This is a genomic window from Pseudodesulfovibrio sp. 5S69 (assembly GCF_037094465.1).
In the GTDB taxonomy this organism is placed as follows: domain Bacteria; phylum Desulfobacterota; class Desulfovibrionia; order Desulfovibrionales; family Desulfovibrionaceae; genus Pseudodesulfovibrio; species Pseudodesulfovibrio methanolicus.
In genome coordinates, this window is sequence record NZ_CP146609.1 from 473781 (window position 1) to 489938 (window position 16158).

General features: G+C 66.8%; 10 protein-coding genes. 7 read left to right on the top strand and 3 right to left on the bottom strand.

Annotated elements, in window-relative coordinates; all coding sequences use genetic code 11:
• Positions 1-9 precede the first annotated feature (9 nt).
• From V8V93_RS02200 to V8V93_RS02210, 3 genes are all read right to left on the bottom strand, one after another.
• Entirely contained in the window at positions 10-2040 is a 2031-nt protein-coding gene (locus V8V93_RS02200; RefSeq protein ID WP_338668738.1) for a methyl-accepting chemotaxis protein, read from the bottom strand.
• 252 nt (positions 2041-2292) lie between these two features.
• Positions 2293-2901: an HD-GYP domain-containing protein gene (locus tag V8V93_RS02205; protein WP_338668739.1), complete on the bottom strand. Its 609-nt coding sequence runs from the start codon at positions 2899-2901 to the stop codon at positions 2293-2295.
• A 521-nt stretch (positions 2902-3422) separates the two neighbouring features.
• Positions 3423-6119 carry a cation-transporting P-type ATPase gene (locus V8V93_RS02210; RefSeq protein ID WP_338668740.1) on the bottom strand — a complete coding sequence of 899 codons (2697 nt, stop codon included), beginning with the start codon at positions 6117-6119 and terminating at the stop codon, positions 3423-3425.
• Positions 6120-6306: 187 nt separating this feature from the next.
• Here V8V93_RS02210 and V8V93_RS02215 point away from each other — a divergent pair, with 187 nt between their 5' ends.
• The 7 genes from V8V93_RS02215 (at position 6307) to V8V93_RS02245 (ending at position 15976) form a co-directional block, all read left to right on the top strand.
• Positions 6307-6954 carry a TetR/AcrR family transcriptional regulator gene (locus V8V93_RS02215; protein WP_338668741.1) on the top strand — a complete coding sequence of 216 codons (648 nt, stop codon included), beginning with the start codon at positions 6307-6309 and terminating at the stop codon, positions 6952-6954.
• Positions 6951-8027, top strand: a complete 1077-nt coding sequence (locus V8V93_RS02220; RefSeq protein ID WP_338668742.1) for an HlyD family secretion protein — start codon at positions 6951-6953, stop codon at positions 8025-8027. Before V8V93_RS02215 ends, V8V93_RS02220 begins: the two co-directional genes overlap by 4 nt.
• Complete coding sequence (rbbA, locus tag V8V93_RS02225) at positions 8024-10765, top strand: ribosome-associated ATPase/putative transporter RbbA (RefSeq protein WP_338668743.1); 2742 nt, start codon at positions 8024-8026, stop codon at positions 10763-10765. The genes V8V93_RS02220 and rbbA overlap by 4 nt, the downstream gene beginning before the upstream one ends.
• A 1-nt stretch (position 10766) precedes the next feature.
• Positions 10767-11906, top strand: a complete 1140-nt coding sequence (locus V8V93_RS02230; RefSeq protein WP_338668744.1) for an ABC transporter permease — start codon at positions 10767-10769, stop codon at positions 11904-11906.
• Positions 11907-12174: 268 nt separating this feature from the next.
• On the top strand, positions 12175-13131 hold the full coding sequence (locus tag V8V93_RS02235) for a lysylphosphatidylglycerol synthase transmembrane domain-containing protein (protein ID WP_338668745.1): 957 nt from the start codon (positions 12175-12177) through the stop codon (positions 13129-13131).
• A 323-nt stretch (positions 13132-13454) separates the two neighbouring features.
• Positions 13455-14528 carry an NAD-dependent epimerase/dehydratase family protein gene (locus V8V93_RS02240; RefSeq protein WP_338668746.1) on the top strand — a complete coding sequence of 358 codons (1074 nt, stop codon included), beginning with the start codon at positions 13455-13457 and terminating at the stop codon, positions 14526-14528.
• 2 nt (positions 14529-14530) lie between these two features.
• Complete coding sequence (locus V8V93_RS02245) at positions 14531-15976, top strand: glycosyltransferase (RefSeq protein ID WP_338668747.1); 1446 nt, start codon at positions 14531-14533, stop codon at positions 15974-15976.
• Positions 15977-16158 lie beyond the last annotated feature (182 nt).

Genomic DNA, 16158 nt, shown 5'->3' on the forward strand with positions numbered 1-16158 from the left:
GATGCCGGGCTAGAACCGCTCGAAATCGGCCGCGCCGTCGTCGTCCATGTCCAGATTCATACCTCCCTCGAGCCCGCCGGACGCGGGGGCCGGCCTGGCCGCGGGCAGGGCGGCCGCCGGGGTCTTGCGCACCTGTACCTTCGCGCGGCTGCCCCGGGCGGAGGTGCCCACGTTGAAGAACGACATGGTCTCCTGGAGCTGCTGGCTCTGCCCGGCCAGTTCCTCGCTGGTGGAGGCCATCTCCTCGGAGGCCGAGGCGTTCTGCTGGATGACCGTGTCGAGCTGGCTGATGGCCTGGTTGATCTGGGTCGCGCCCGCGTTCTGCTCGTTGCTGGCCGCGGTGATCTCCTGGACCAGGGAGGCGGTCCGCTCAATGTCCGGGACCAACTGGCCGAGCATGGTGCCCGCCTTTTCGGCCACCTCCACGCTGGACGAGGAGAGGTCGCTGATCTCGGCCGCGGCCGTGCCCGAACGTTCGGCCAGCTTGCGGACCTCGGCGGCGACCACGGCGAATCCCTTGCCGTGCTCCCCCGCCCTGGCGGCCTCGATGGCGGCGTTCAGGGCCAGCAGGTTGGTCTGCCGGGCGATCTCCTCGATGATGGAGATCTTTTCCGCAATCTCCTTCATGGCCTCCACGGTCTGGCCCACGGCCCCGCCGGTCTCGCGGGCGTCCGAGGCCGCCTTGGAGGCCAGAGCCTCCGTCTCGCGGGCGTTCTCGGCGTTCTGGCTGATGTTCGAGGCCATCTGCTCCATGGAGGAGGAGACCTCTTCGATGGACGCGGCCTGCTCCGTGGCCCCCTGGGACAGGGACTGGGACGAGGCGGACAGCTCGGCGCTGCCCCCGGCCACGTTGTGAGTGGCGGAGTCCACGTCGGCCACCACGACCTGGAGCCGGGAGACCATGTTGTTCAGGGCCTGGGCCAGGATGCCGATCTCGTCATGCTGGTCGATGGCCAAGGTGCTGGTGAAATCGCCTTCGCTCATGCGCTTGGCGAAGTCCACCCCCTGCAGGATCGGCCGGGTGATCATGCGCGTCAGCGCCCAGGCCAGGATGACCCCGATGAGGAAGGCGGCGCCCAGCCCGATGGCCATGACCATGGACGCGGTGTCCATGGACGTCACGGCGGCGTTGGCCCGGTCCTGGGTGGCCTCCACGCCCGCCGTGGCCGTGTTCCGGGCCGCATCGAGCACGGCCTGACCGGCCGCGTTCCGGCGCTGGTTCAGTTCGCTCAGCGACTGGAAATTGCTCGCGAATGCGCGCATGGCCGTGCCGTATTTTTCGCCGGAGTCCAGGATCGCCTGCAGTTGACGGAGGTTTTCGGCCCGCCGGGTGACGGCCTTGAGGGCCTCGTACTTGGCGCGCATGAGCGGGAAGCTCTCCAGGGTCGTCTTCATGATCTCGGGATCCCTGGCGGCCTGGGACTTGAAGTTGCCGATACGGATGGCGTTGCACAGGTCGATGAGCTCGTGGGCCATAGAGATCTTGTTGTGCCGCTCGGTGAGCTCACCCATGGTCGCGCCGGACGCGATCTCCCGCTCCAGGGCCTGGTCCTGCGAGCTCAGGAAATCCATGCAGTTCTTCATGAAGGCAGCCGCCGCCGCATCCATGGTCTGTCTGTTCCCGGCGATGTCGGTAATCAGCTTCCTGGTCTCGCCCGCCAGTCCGTCATACACGGAGACGCCCTGTTGGGCGGCCTCGGCGTCCTGTTTCAGCTTAATCAGGCGGGGGTATTGCTCGGCATGGGCCTTGGCCTTGCGCAGAGTTTCCCCGACCTCGTCCAGCCGTTTGCGGCCCTCGGTCCAATATGCCTCGGACTCGCTCAGGGAATAGCCCCGGAAGGCATACATGGTCAGCAGGGCGACCCGCTCCAACTGGTTGGCAATGGCCACCTCGGGGACGTACTCCTCGGCAAGTTGACGCGAATCCTCCCCCACGGCCAGCATGTCGTAAATGGCCATGCCGCCCAGCGCGGCGGCGATGAGTATCAGGCACCCGAAGCCTAATCCGAGCTTCAGGCCAAGATTGAGATTCTTGAACATATGCCCTCCAAGATGCGTGTTTGGTTGCCGGGGGAACCCCAGGGACCCCTGCTTAGGCACGGATCCCGCCTATATGTTTCATTGCATACCGGAGCGGGGTGCGCGCGGACTATTATATTTAGGTTATAAATGGGTTGGATAGATATAGCAGACCGCATTGGTGCGGTTTTCCCGACGCCGGGGCGGGGAATCAGCCTTCGGGGAAATACTGCACCACGGACCGGGAATCGAGGTATCCCTTGACTTCGCGGTCTATTCCCCCGGGTTCAGAATGCCGGTGATGGACAGGTCGATGTCCTCGCCCAGCCGGTAGATCATGGCGTCGCGCTTGGGGATGTTCGCGTCGTAAATGACCACTTCCGGCAACAGGGGGTTGGCCGGGTCCACCGAGACCACCACGCCCACGTCGCCGGAGCTGAACCGGCACACGGTGCCGGGCGGGTACACCCCGAGCATCTTGATGAAGGTCTCCAGGTATTCGCCCTGGAATTCCTTCCGCTTCTTGGCGAACATCAGGGCGAGGGCCTTGTGCGGGGCGAGCCCGCGCTTCACGTCCCGGGCGTTGACCAGCCGGTCGTACACGTCCGCGATGGCCACGATCTTGCTGAGGTCGGAGATAGTGTCGCACTTGAGGGCCTTGGGGTATCCCCTGCCGTGGCACTGCTCGTGATGTTGATAGACGATCTTCATGACCGTCGGGTCGATACCGGGCAGCTTGGAGAGCAACTGCACGCCGGTCAGGGGGTGCCGCTTGACGAGAATCCACCCGGCCTTGCTCAGTTTGGGGCTGCTCGCGATGCCTTCGGGCAGAAGCAGTTGCCCCACGTCGTGGAGCAGAGCGCCCAGGCTCAGGGGGTTCATGTCCTCCCTGGAGAGGCCCGACTGCCCGCCGGGCACGCAACTCCGATGCCTTTTCCCGCTTGCGGCGGGATTTGGTAACCGACCCCGCGCCGTGGGCGGAGGCCTCCAGGGCCCGATCCTCGGCAAGCGGGGTCGAACGGTTCTTCTGGGGATCATAGAGCACGGTGGCCCGGCCGATGGCCGTATGAAACTTCTTGCTTTCGTCGATAACGAGCAGTTGCAGCATGGGAGTGCTCCTGTGTTCCGTATAGGATTCGGATGTCGCTCCGCCTGGAAAAGAGGGCCTGAGGCGTCACTGGCAACTGCACGATCAGATGTAACGACCCACAACCTGTGGTGGCGGAAACCGCCGGTTGAGGGCTTCGTATTTTTTAATCAGTATAGTATAGTGTATATACCAGCGATTGGTAACAAGCTACAATAGTTACTATTTCCATAGATTCATAATTTGAATCATGGGTATATCTGTCAATGGTTACCGTTCTCTGATCGGCAACCTTCCGAAGCGGGGCCGCATACCGTCAGCCGTCCTGGGACGCACGCTTCTTGTCGAACTCCACGATGGCGTAGGCGGCCAGGCCGCAGCCGAGGACCCTGGCCCACTGCACGAGGCCCAGGGGCGCGCTGGCGAACAGTTGGTGCATGACCGGGGCGTAGGTGTACAGGAGCTGGAGGACGAACATCAGGCCGCAGCCGCCCAGGACCCACTTGTTGGTGCCCAGCCCCAGGGCCAGGGGCGAGCGGGTGAACGACCGGGCGTTGAGCAGGTAAAAGGCCTCGATGGTCACGAAGACGTTGACCGCCACGGTCCGGGCCACTTCCATGGACGCCCCGGCCGCCAGTTCCCATTGGAACATGCCGAAGGCGCAGGCGAGCAGCAGCAGGCTGACCACGGCGATGCGGCGCAGGATGGGCCGGCCCAGGAGGGGGCTGTCCGGCCGCCGGGGCGGGCGGTCCATGCTGCCCGGCTCCATGGGCTCGAAGGCGAGCGTGATGCCCAGGCAGCCGGCGGTGGTCATGTTGATCCACAATATCTGCACCGGCAGGATGGGCAGGGCCGCGCCGAACAGGACGGCGGTCAGGATGACCAGTCCCTCGCCCGCGTTGGTGGGCAGGGTCCAGGCGATGAACTTGACAAGGTTGGCGAACACGCCGCGCCCTTCCTCCACGGCGGCCTCGATGGTCGCGAAATTGTCGTCGGTCAGGACCATGTCCGCAGCATCCTTGGCCACTTCGGTGCCGGCCTCGCCCATGGCTACGCCGATGTCCGCCTGCTTCAGGGCCGGGGCGTCGTTGACCCCGTCGCCGGTCATGGCGCAGACCTCGCCGTTCTTTTGCAGGGCCATGACCAGGCGGAGCTTCTGCTCGGGCGAAACCCGGGCGAAGACCGGGATGCCGGGCACCCGTTCGATCAGCTCCGCGTCGTCCAGTTCGGCGATCTCGTGCCCGGTCATGACCGGGCACTTCCCGTCGCAGTCCCCGCCGCTCAGGCCGAGGCGCAGGCCGATGGCCTGGGCGGTCAGGGCGTGGTCGCCGGTGATCATCTTGACCTTGATCCCGGCGTGCAGGCAGGCGGCTATGGCCGCCTCGGCCTCTTCGCGCGGCGGATCGATCATGCCCTGGAGCCCGAGAAAGGCCATGCCCGCGCACGCGGCCGAGCGTTCAAGCCGCCCGTCGCCGGGCAGCTCCCTGCGGGCGAAGGCCAGGACGCGCAGCCCCTTTTCGGCCATGGCGCGCTGGGCCCGGATCACGGCCCCGGCATCCAGCTCCCCGACCTCGCCCGAGGGCAGCAAGGTCTCCTTGCAGCAGTCCAAGACCTTCTCCACCGCGCCCTTGAGATAGACCACGCGGCCCTCGTTGCCGGGCGCGTCGTGCAGGGTGGCCATGTACTGCCGCCCGGATTCGAAGGGCAACTCGTCCAACCGCGGAAAGGCATCGCGTTCCCGGTCCCTGTCCAGGCCGTACTTCCCGGCCGAGACCAGCAGCGCGCCCTCGGTCGGGTCGCCCTCCACCCGGTGGCGGCCATCACGGACGCCGATGCCCGCATCGTTACACAGCAACCCGGCCCGCAGGCACTCCGCGAGGGCCTCGCCGGGACCGTCCCCGCCCTCCGCCGGGGTGACCTCCCCCCGCGGCGCGTAGCCCAGGCCCGAGACCGCGTAGGCCCTGCCCCCGGCGTAGATCTCCTGGACCGTCATCTGGTTCTCGGTCAGGGTCCCGGTCTTGTCCGAACAGATGACCGTGGTGCCGCCCAGGGTCTCCACGGCCGGGAGCTTGCGGATGATCGCCTTGCGCCCGGCCATGCGCGACACGCCCAGCGCCAGGATGATGGTCACGGCCGCGGGCAACCCCTCGGGGATCGCGCCCACGGCCAGGGCCACGGCGGCCATGAACATCGCGGTCACGGGCTCGTCGCGGAGCACGCCCAGGACAAAGGAGGCCGCGGCCAGTCCCAGGATGGCCAGCAGGAGCACCCGGCTGAACCGGGCGATCTTGCGGGTCAACGGGGTCTGGAGCTCGTCGGCCGAGTCGATGAGCCCGGAGATGCGCCCGATCTCGGTGTGGTTGCCCGTGGCCACGGCCACGCCCGCACCCTGGCCCGAGCTGACCAGGGTGCCCGCATAGGCCATGTTCCGGCGCTCGGCCAGGACCGTGTCCGGGGGCAGGGGGGAGCCGTCCTTGGCCGCGGGCAGGGATTCGCCGGTGAGCATGGACTCGTCGATGCGCAGCTCCTTTTCCGAGAGCAGGCGCAGGTCCGCCGGAACCTTGTCGCCGGAACGCAGCAGGACCACGTCGCCGGGGACCACCTCGGGCGCGGGGAGCCGGACCGCCTTTCCGGCGCGCAGGACCCGGGCCTCGGCGCTCAGGTTGGCGGACAGGGAGTTCAGAGCCCTGACCGCCTTGGATTCCTGGAAATGCCCGACCAGGGCGTTGACCAGGACCACGCCGAAGATGACGCCCGAGTCTATCCACTCGCCGAGAAAGGCGGTCACCGCCCCGGCCGCGATGAGGATGTAGACCAGGGGCTGGTGGAACTGAAGCAGGAACCGGGCCAGGGCGGACGCGCCTTTCCTGCCGGAGATGCTGTTTTCGCCGAACCGCTTGCGCCGCCTGTCCACCTCGAACTCGTCGAGGCCCCCGGCCGGGTCCGTGTCCAGGAGACGGGCCGCCTCCGCGCCTTCGAGGTGATGCCACTGCTTGTTCAATATGGTTTCCATGGGGATCGTGCTCCGTGTGTTCTTCAGGGTCGGCCTCAGTATAAAGCCTGAAACAAAGGGGAGCCCGCGTCAAGGTGGCCTCGCGTTTCGGCCTTCCCGTTCCGGCTGCCCGAGAGGCTGTTCCCGCCCGTCCAGCTCCGCTCATCTCATCTTGACTTTCCTTAGTGAATGACCGTTAACTGACAACATGAGGAAACGTCTCGACAGCGACGTCCGCAGAGGACAGATAGCCGAAGCGGCCCTGGAACTGGTGGTCTCCGAGGGGATCTCCGCCCTGACGGTCAAGAACATCGCCAGCCAGGTGGGGGTCACGCCCCCGGCCCTGTACCGGCACTATGCGGGCAAGACCGAAATCCTGGCCGCCGTGGTGGATCACATCCTCGGCGTGTACACCGAGAGCCGGGATCGGGCCTTCCGCGAGGCGACCGGGCCGGTCGGCCTGCTGCGCGAGCTTTTCTTCTCCCATGTGCGCCTGTTCAAGCGGCACCCGGCCGTGCCGGTGCTCTTCTATTCGGACCTGCTCTGGCTGGAGGAGCCCTCCCTGGGCGAGCGCCTGAACCGCCACCTGGACGGGTTCGCGGACGAGGTGGCCGGGGTCATCCGCCGGGGCCAGGACGGCGGGCGCATCCGGGCCGACGAGACGGCCGAGCGGCTGTTCATCGCCTTTCTCGGGCTGTTCTCCACCCTCGGCATACTGGCCGGGCGGGGACTGTGCCAGGTGGACGTGGCCTCCCAGGCCGGGACCAACTGGAAAATTTTCGAAGACTACATCACCCGGACGGACGGACGCCCCTCGGAGGACGTCCAACGCGACAACTGCGAGGTGGTCCCATGAAACGCAAGTTCGGCCCGTTGCTGACGGGCATGCTCATTCTGATCGTCTTGGGCGGCGCCGGGGCCTGGTACTGGCTCAACCGGGACGTGACCGAGGCCGGGTTCGCCGAGGGCAACGGGCGCATCGAGGCCACGGAGATCGACGTGGCCGCCAAATGGGGCGGCAAGGTGGCCGAGGTCCTGGCGGACGAGGGCGACTACGTACAGGCGGGCGACGTGGTGGCGCGCATGGACATGCAGACGGAAAAGGCCCAGGTGGCCGAGGCCCGGGCCGACCTGGCCAGGGCCCGGAGCGCCTTGGAAACGGCCAGAGCCCAGGTCTTTCAGCGCCAGGCCGAGGTGGCCACGGCCCAGGCCGACCTGGCCCGGCAGCAGAGCGTCCTCGACGTGGCCCGCAAGAGCGACAAGCGCATCCAGACCCTGGTCAAGAGCGGGGTGGTCTCCCAGCAGGACGCGGACAACAGCCAGGGCGACCTGCGCACGGCCCAGGCGGCCTGGCGCGCGGCCCAGGCCCAGGTCAAGGCGGCCCAGGCGGCGGCCCAGGCGTCCAAGGCCCTGGTGGCCCAGGCCGGGGCGAACATCAATGCGGCCCAGGCCGTGGTCGACCGCCTGGAACAGGTCCTCGAAGACGGCGTGCTCCGCGCGCCCAAACCCGGCCGGGTCCAGTACCGCGTGGTCGAGTCCGGCGAGGTGGTCGCAGCCGGGGGCAAGGTGGTCAGCCTGGTGGACCTGAGCGACGTGTACATGACCTTCTTCCTGCCCGAGGTCCAGGCGGGGCGTGCGGCCATGGGCGGCGAGGCCCGCGTCGTTCTGGACGCCGCGCCCCAATACGTCATCCCGGCCAAAATCTCCTTCGTGGCCAGCGTGGCCCAGTTCACGCCCAAATCCGTGGAGACCAGCGACGAGCGCCAGAAGCTCATGTTCCGGATCAAGGCCCGCATCGACCCGGAACTGCTCCGGCGCTATGCCCGGTACGTCAAGACCGGCCTGCCCGGCGTGGCCTGGGTGCGCATCGACCGCGACGCCCAATGGCCCGACAGGCTGGCCGTGAAGCTCCCGGAGGAGAGGAAGTGAGCCACGCGCCGAGCGTCGGGGAGCGGCCGGACCCCGTCGTCCGGCTCAGGTCCGTGACCCACCGCTACGGCCGGACCCTGGCCGCCGACAACGTCTCCCTGGAGCTGCCCGCCGGGAAGATGGTCGGTTTCATCGGCCCGGACGGGGTGGGCAAGTCCACCTGGCTCGGGCTCATGGCCGGGGCGCGCCGCATACAGCAGGGCGCGGTCACTGTGCTCGGCGGCGACATGCGCTCCCGCCGCCACCGCGAAGCCCTGTTTCCGCGCATCGCGTACATGCCCCAGGGGCTGGGCAGGAACCTCTACCCGACCCTGTCCGTGCGCGAAAACATCGACTTTTTCGGCCGCCTGTTCGGCCAGTCCCGGCCCGAGCGCGACCGGCGCATCCGGGACCTGCTGCACAGCACGGGCATGAGCGACTTCGCGGACCGGCCCGCGCGCAAGCTCTCGGGCGGCATGAAGCAGAAGCTCAGCCTGTGCTGCGCCCTGGTCCACGACCCGGACCTGCTCATCCTGGACGAACCGACCACCGGCGTGGACCCCCTCTCCCGGCGGCAGTTCTGGGAACTCATCGAGCGCATCCGGGCCGGACGGCCGTCCATGAGCGTGCTCATCGCCACGGCCTACATGGAGGAGGCCGGGCGGTTCGACTGGCTGGTGGCCGTGGACGACGGCAGGAAACTGGCCGAGGGCCCCCCTGCGGAACTGCTTGAACGCACCGGGGCCGAGGACCTGGAAGGGGCGTTCCTGGCCCTGCTGCCCGAGGAGCGCAAGCGCGGCCACCACGAACTGCGGATACCGGCGCTCGACAAGGGCGAGACGGTCATCGAAGCCACGGGCCTGACCATGCGCTTCGGCAACTTCACCGCCGTGGACGACGTCAACCTGTCCGTGGACCGGGGCGAGATCTTCGGCTTCATCGGCTCTAACGGGTGCGGCAAGTCCACGACCATGAAGATGCTCACCGGCCTGCTCGAACCGACAAGGGGCGAGGCCCGGCTCCTGGGCCGCAAGCTGGACGCCCGGAACATGGCCACCCGGCGGCGCGTGGGCTACATGTCCCAGGCCTTCTCCCTGTACGGCGAGCTGTCCGTGCGCCGCAACCTGGAGCTGCACGCCAGGCTCTTCCACCTGCCCCCGGACAAGGCCGTCCGGCGCGTGGACGGGCTGGAGGAGCGTTTCGGCCTGGCGCGCTACCGCGACGACCGCCCCGACGACCTGCCGCTGGGCATCCGGCAGCGGCTGCAACTGGCCGTGGCCGTGCTCCACCGGCCCGACGTGCTCATCCTGGACGAACCCACCTCGGGCGTGGACCCCGTGGCCCGCGACCGATTCTGGGAGCTGATCATCGACCTGTCGCGCAAGGACGGGGTGACCATCTTCATCTCCACCCACTTCATGAACGAGGCCTCGCGCTGCGACCGGGTGGCCCTGATGCACGCGGGCAAGATCCTGGACACGGACGCCCCGCGCACCCTGCAGGAGAAGCGCCGGGCCGGGACCCTGGAGCAGGCCTTCATCGCCTACCTGGAGGAGGCCGCGGCCGAGACCTCCGGGGCTGGAAACGGAGAGGGCGTCTTCACGGCCGAGACACCGGGGAAGAGGGGCGTGCCCCACCCCCGGTTCAGCCCATCCCGGCTGCTCAGCTTCTCCATCCGCGAATCCATGGAGCTCAAGCGCGACCCCATCCGGCTGGGCATGGCCCTGTTCGGCACGCTCATCCTCATGCTGGTCATGGGTTACGGCATCAACCTGGACGTGGAGGACCTGTCCTTCGCGGCCCTGGACCAGGACCGGACCACGGCCAGCCACGGATACATCCTGGAATACGAGGGGTCGCGGTACTTCTCGCCGAAAAGACCGGTCCTGAGCCCGGCCGGGATGGACCGGCGCATGGTCGCGGGCGAGTTGTCCGTGGTCATCCAGGTTCCGCCGAACTTCGGCCGCGACCTGGACCGGGGCGCCGTGCCCGAGGTCGGAGCGTGGATCGACGGGGCCATGCCCAGCCGGGCCGAGATCGCCAGGGGCTATGTCCAGGGCGTACACGGCGAATACCTGTCCAGGCTGGCGGCCCTGTCCGGCAGGACGGCCTCCCCGTACGCCATGCAGGTCCGCTACCGCTACAACCCGGAGATGAAGAGCATCATCGCCATGGTCCCCAAGGTCATCCCCCTGCTCCTGGTGTTCATCCCGGCCATGCTCACCGCACTCGGCGTGGTCCGCGAAAAGGAGATGGGCTCCATCCTCAACGTGTACACCACGCCGGTGACCAAGTTCGAGTTCCTGGTGGGCAAGCAACTGCCCTACATCGGGCTTTCGCTGATCAACTTCGCCTTCCTGTTCGTCATGGCCGTGACCCTGTTCCGGGTGCCCTTCTCGGGCAGCCTGGCGACCCTGACGGCCGGGGCCGTGGTCTACGTGGTGGCCACCACCGGACTCGGGCTGCTGGCCTCGACCCTGACGTCGAGCCAGGTGGCGGCCATCGCGGGCACGGCCATCTTCACCCTGCTCCCGGCCATCCAGTTCTCCGGGCTCATCGATCCGGTCTCCACCCTGGAGGGCGCGGGACGGCTGGTCGGGTCCCTGTACCCGACCACCTACTACCTGCTCATCAGCGAGGGGACCTTCTCCAAGGGGTTGGGCCCGGCCCACCTGGCCGGGTTCTTCTGGCCGCTGCTGGCGGCCATTCCCGTGACCACGATCCTGAGCGTGCTCTTCCTCAGGAAACAGGGGGCCTAGGATGGCAAACGCGCTTTTGGGCAGCCTGTCCAACATCTTCACGCTCGGGGTCAAGGAGTTCCGCAGCCTGCTTTACGACAAGGCCATGCTCTTCCTGATCCTGTTCATGTTCACGGGCACGGTCTACGCCGACGCCAGGGCCAAGCCCGAGTCCCTGAGCCGGGCCACCGTGGCCGTAGTGGACGAGGACCGGTCCCAATTGTCCGGCCGGATCATCGCGGCCCTGCACCCGCCGCAGTTCATGTCCCCGGTGCTCATCGGCCTGGCCGAAATGGACAAGGGCATGGACTCCGGGCGGTACACCTTCGTCCTGGACATCCCGCCCGACTTCCAGCGGGACGTCGCCGCCGGGCGCACCCCTGACCTGCAACTGAACGTGGACGCTACGCGGTTGTCCCAGGCCCAGACCGGGACGGCCTACCTGCAGAACATCGTGGACGGGGAGATCCGGGCCTGGGCGCAGCGATACCAGTCCTCGGCGGCCGTGCCCGTCAAGCTGAACATCCGGGTCTTCTTCAACCCCAACGTCCGCCAGTCCTGGTTCGCGGCCATCAACTCCATCGTCAACAACATCACCCTGCTCGGCATCCTGCTGACCGGGGCGGCGCTCATCCGCGAGAGCGAGCACGGGACCATCGAGCACCTCCTGGTCATGCCCGTGACCCCGCTGGAAATCATGGTCTCCAAGGTCTGGTCCATGGGGCTGGTGGTCCTGGCGGTCTCGACCCTTTCGCTCCATGTCATGGTCCAGGGCGCACTCGGCGTGACCCTGAACGGCTCCACCCCGCTGTTCGCCTGCTGCACCCTGCTCTACCTCTTCGCCGCAGCCTCCATCGGCATCTACATGGCCACCCTGGCCCGGACCATGCCCCAGTTCGGCCTGCTGGCCATCCTGGTCCTCCTGCCCCTGGAGATCCTGTCCGGCGGGACCACCCCGCGCGAGAGCATGCCCCAGGTCATCCAGTGGGTCATGTCCCTGGCCCCGACCACCCACTACGTCTCCCTGGCCCAGGCCATCCTCTTCCGGGGAGCGGGCCCCTCGGTCATCTGGCCCGATTTCCTGGGCATGGCCGGGATAGGCGGGTTCTTCTTCTGGTTCGCCCACCGGAGGCTGCGCCGGATGATCGGCTCCCTGCACTGACCGGGCCGGCTGTCCAAGCCCGTTGACTCCCGGCCGGAAAATCCGCAGCAAGAGGGAGACGGCGGACGCTGCGGCAAGCCCCCCGAGGACCCGGAGGGCCGCTCCGCGTCCGGGAGCATGGCCGCAGCGCCCGGACCAGGAAAGCGGGGAACGGCCGCACGGCACTGCGTTCCGTGCCGGTCGACGGCGGGTGGACTTCGCCGGACATTTGCCAAACGGCGCCGAAGGGCATAAGTACGGGAATTCATCGGGACCGCCGAAACAGACCATGAAAATACGCATCCTCTTCATCCTCGTGCAGTTGGCCATTCTGGCCGCCTGCCTCTATTACCTCTGCACGGACGTGGATTGGCCGGTCCTGGCGGACACGTTCTCGCACTACTCGCCGCTCAGGGCGCTGGGCGTCCTGGCCTCGACCCTGCCCATCTACGCGTTCATGGGGCTGCGCCTGAGCCAGCTTTCGGAAGGGCGGCTGACGGTCGCCCTCGGGGTGTTGGGGACCCTGCTCGCCCTGGCCCTCAACAACGTCCTGCCGACCAAGTTGGGGGAATTCGCCAAGGCCGCGTATTTCAAACGCAAGTCCCCTCTGGGATTCTCCCGGTCCATGGGCATCATCTTTCTGGAACGGTTCCTGGACGTGAACATCCTGGCCCTGACCGGGCTGGCCGTGGCCCTGGCCTTCGGCCTGGGAGGGTATGCGCTGCCGCTGATCCTGGCCGTGGTCGCGGGCTGGGCGGTGCTGGCCGTCGCCGCCCGCCGCATCCCCCCGGAGGGGCTGCACCTGGCGCGCATCCCCAGCGAGCCGGTGCGCCGCTTCGTGCGCCTGGGGACCGCCGCCGTCCGCCAGGCCCTGCAGGGCCGGGTGCTGGTCAAGCCGCTGTGCTCCACGCTGGTCCTGTGGGTCTGCAATTTCTTCTACCTGGGCCTCATCCCCATCTGGCTGATGGGTATGGACCTCAGCGCGGCCCAGTTGCTGGGCGTATACGGCGCGGTGTACCTGGGGTTGACCGTGCCCGGCCTGCCCGGGGGCATCGGCATGACCGAGGGGGCCATGGTCGCCGTCCTCGCTCTGGGCGGCCTGCCCAAGACCGAGGCCCTGGCCATCGCCCTGACCGTCCGGGCCTACAATTTCATCCCGCCCACCCTCCTGGGGCTCGCCGTACTCGCCACGGCCGGACACTCAAGGGAGTTGCTCCACGTGCGCGAAAAGGACGCTGAATCCTGAGCCCCGCCTGTCGACGGGAGCGTCCCGGCGGACAATGCGGCTCCTTTCCGCCGCCAGCCCCCGCTTGCGGGGCCAAAACCGGCTTTTGCCTTGACAGAAACGGCGATTTGGGGTGAATCAATCTTTTTTATATTAAAAGTCCGAGAGACTTATTTTTCGCAACTATTCCGAAAGCAGACAATTTTTGACCGCATCCCGATCCGAGGTGCCTCGGTTCGTTTCCACCCCGGCCACTCCACGCACGGCGCAGGAACCCGACCCCACCCCCATATGATCCGAGACGGCGACCTTTCGGCAACAAACGGATTTAAGGAGAACCATACATGGCAGTCATCATCGTAACCGGCTCGTGCGGCCTGATCGGCGCGGAGACGGTCCGCTTCTATGCCGCCAAGGGATTCGACGTGGTCGGTGTGGACAACAACATGCGCTCGTATTTCTTCGGCGAGGAGGCTTCCACCCACTGGAGCCAGCTCAAGCTGGAACACGACCTCCCCCGATACACCCATGCCGCGATCGACATCCGGGACGAGAACGCCGTTGACGAACTTTTCGCCAAATATTCCAGCGATATCAGCGCGGTGATCCACACTGCGGCCCAGCCCTCGCACGACTGGGCGGCCCGCGAGCCGATCACCGATTTCTCCGTGAACGCAACGGGCACTCTGGTCCTGCTGGAGGCCACCCGCAAGCACTGCCCCGAGGCCGCCTTCCTGTTCACCTCCACCAACAAGGTTTACGGCGACACCCCCAACGCCCTGCCCCTGGTCGAGCAGGAAACCCGCTGGGAACTGGAGCCGTCCCACCCGTTCGCGGAACACGGCATCGACGAGACCATGAGCATCGACCGCTGCACCCACTCCCTCTTCGGCGTGTCCAAGGCCGCGGCCGACCTGCTGGTTCAGGAATACGGCCGGTACTTCGGCATGAACACGGGCGTGTTCCGCGGCGGCTGCCTGACCGGCGGCGGGCACTCCGGCACCGAGCTGCACGGGTTTCTTTCCTATCTGGTGCGCTGCTGCCTGACCGGCCGCCACTACTCGATCTTCGGCTACAAGGGCAAGCAGGTCCGCGACAACATCCACTCCTCGGACCTGGTCAACATGCTCTGGCACTTCCACCAGAAGCCGCATCCGGGCGAGGTCTACAACGTGGGCGGCAGCCGGCACTCCAACTGCTCCATGCTGGAGGCCATCGACATGTGCGAGCGGCTCACCGGCAAAAAGATGGACTACACCTACACGGACGACAACCGGATAGGCGACCACATCTGGTACATCAGCGACGTCCGCAAGTTCAAGGCCCATTACCCGGACTGGGAATACACTTACGACATCGAGGCGATCATCCGGGAGATCATCGACGGATGGCGCGTCCGAGGCGCAGAGCAGGGATAACCATGTCCACTATCTTCGAGCTGTACGAACAGTGCAGGAAAGAGCACCGGCAGGAATATATCGACGTCTACGGCGCCAGGGCCGAGGAGCGCATAAGCGACCTCTCCGGGGCCAAGGGATACCTCTACCGGAAACTGCGCGACATGGTGCGGTTCTACGTCGAGCCCGGCAAGCGCGTGCTCGCGGTCAACGCCGACGCGGGCCAGTACCTCGCCTGGACGGAGCCCTCCTACGGCGTGGGCGTCGAGACGGCGCCGAAGCTGGTCGAGGAGGCGCGCAGGGCGCACCCGGAATTCACCTTCCATACCTGCGCACCCGAGGAGTTCGAGGCCACCGAGCAGTTCGACTACATCCTCATCCTGGATGCGGTGAACAACATGTTCGACGTCCAGACCGCCCTGGAAAGGCTCCAGGGCGCCTGCCATCCCGGGACCCGGCTGATCATCACCTGGTACAACTTTTTCTGGAAGCCGTTCCTCCGGTTCGCGGAGCGGCGGGGCATGAAACGCCCGTCCACGCCGCAGAACTGGCTGTCCAAGGCGCACATCGAGCAGCTCGTCACCCTGGCCGGGTTCGAGCCGACCGCCCACACCCGCAAGATCCTCGCGCCCTACAAGGTCCCGATCCTCTCCGAGCTGGTCAACAACTACATCGCGGGCCTGCCGGTCATCAACCACCTGTGCCTGATGAACATCATGGTCGCCCGTCCGGTCCCGGCGGTGGACAGGGGCGAGTTCGGCGTATCGGTGATCGTGCCCTGCAAGGACGAGGCGGACAACATCGAGGCCGCCGTGCTGCGCACCCCCGAGATGGGCAGCCATACCGAACTGATCTTTTGCGACGACAAGTCCACGGACGGTACGCCGGACGTTGTCCGGCGTATGCAAAAAGAGCACCCGGACAGGGACATCAAGCTGGTCGACGGCCCCGGCATCAGCAAGGCCGAGAACGTCTGGACCGGCTTCAACGCCGCCACCCAGGACATGGTCATGATCCTGGACGGCGACCTGACCGTGCCGCCCGAAGACCTGCCCAAGTTCTACAACGCCATGGCGTCGGGCAAGGGCGAATTCATCAACGGCACCCGGTCGGTCTACCCCATGCGCGACGACGCCATGCGGCTGGCCAACATCTTCGGCAACAAGGCCTTCAGCCTGCTCTTCTCCTATATCCTGAGCCAGTCCGTCACCGACACCCTGTGCGGCACCAAGGTCCTCTGGCGCGAGGACTGGCTGCGGCTCAAGGAGCTGCTCGGCAGTTGGGGCATCGACGACCGCTGGGGCGACTACGAACTGATCTTCGGCGCGGCCCGCCTGGGCCTCAAGCATCAGGACCTGCCCGTGCGCTACATGGAGCGCGTCAACGGCGAGACCAAGATGACGGGGCGGCTGAAGAACGCCATGATCATGCTGCGCATGTGCTTGGCGGCGTACAGAAAATTCAAGTAGCGGCAGGGCCGGGCCGCTTCGCCGAGGCGTTCCTCGCGCGGCCGGGCCTTCGTACCGGCGAGAAGGCGGAGCCCGTGCGGCCCGCCATCCGCTGGAGCCTCCCCGCGCGACCTGCCGCCGGACTGGATTTTTTGCCTCCGGCGGCTTAAGGAAAAATTTCTGCGGCCCCTCGGTTCGCGGCA

Excerpts from the sequence above, each read along its gene's own strand:
- V8V93_RS02220 (WP_338668742.1), top strand. The coding sequence starts at position 6,951 with ATGAAACGCAAGTTCGGCCCGTTGCTGACGGGCATGCTCATTCTGATC.
- V8V93_RS02245 (WP_338668747.1), top strand. The coding sequence starts at position 14,531 with ATGTCCACTATCTTCGAGCTGTACGAACAGTGCAGGAAAGAGCACCGG.
- V8V93_RS02240 (WP_338668746.1), top strand. The coding sequence starts at position 13,455 with ATGGCAGTCATCATCGTAACCGGCTCGTGCGGCCTGATCGGCGCGGAG.
- V8V93_RS02235 (WP_338668745.1), top strand. The coding sequence starts at position 12,175 with ATGAAAATACGCATCCTCTTCATCCTCGTGCAGTTGGCCATTCTGGCC.
- V8V93_RS02230 (WP_338668744.1), top strand. The coding sequence starts at position 10,767 with ATGGCAAACGCGCTTTTGGGCAGCCTGTCCAACATCTTCACGCTCGGG.
- V8V93_RS02200 (WP_338668738.1), bottom strand. The coding sequence starts at position 2,040 with ATGTTCAAGAATCTCAATCTTGGCCTGAAGCTCGGATTAGGCTTCGGG.
- V8V93_RS02215 (WP_338668741.1), top strand. The coding sequence starts at position 6,307 with ATGAGGAAACGTCTCGACAGCGACGTCCGCAGAGGACAGATAGCCGAA.
- V8V93_RS02205 (WP_338668739.1), bottom strand. The coding sequence starts at position 2,901 with ATGAACCCCCTGAGCCTGGGCGCTCTGCTCCACGACGTGGGGCAACTG.
- V8V93_RS02210 (WP_338668740.1), bottom strand. The coding sequence starts at position 6,119 with ATGGAAACCATATTGAACAAGCAGTGGCATCACCTCGAAGGCGCGGAG.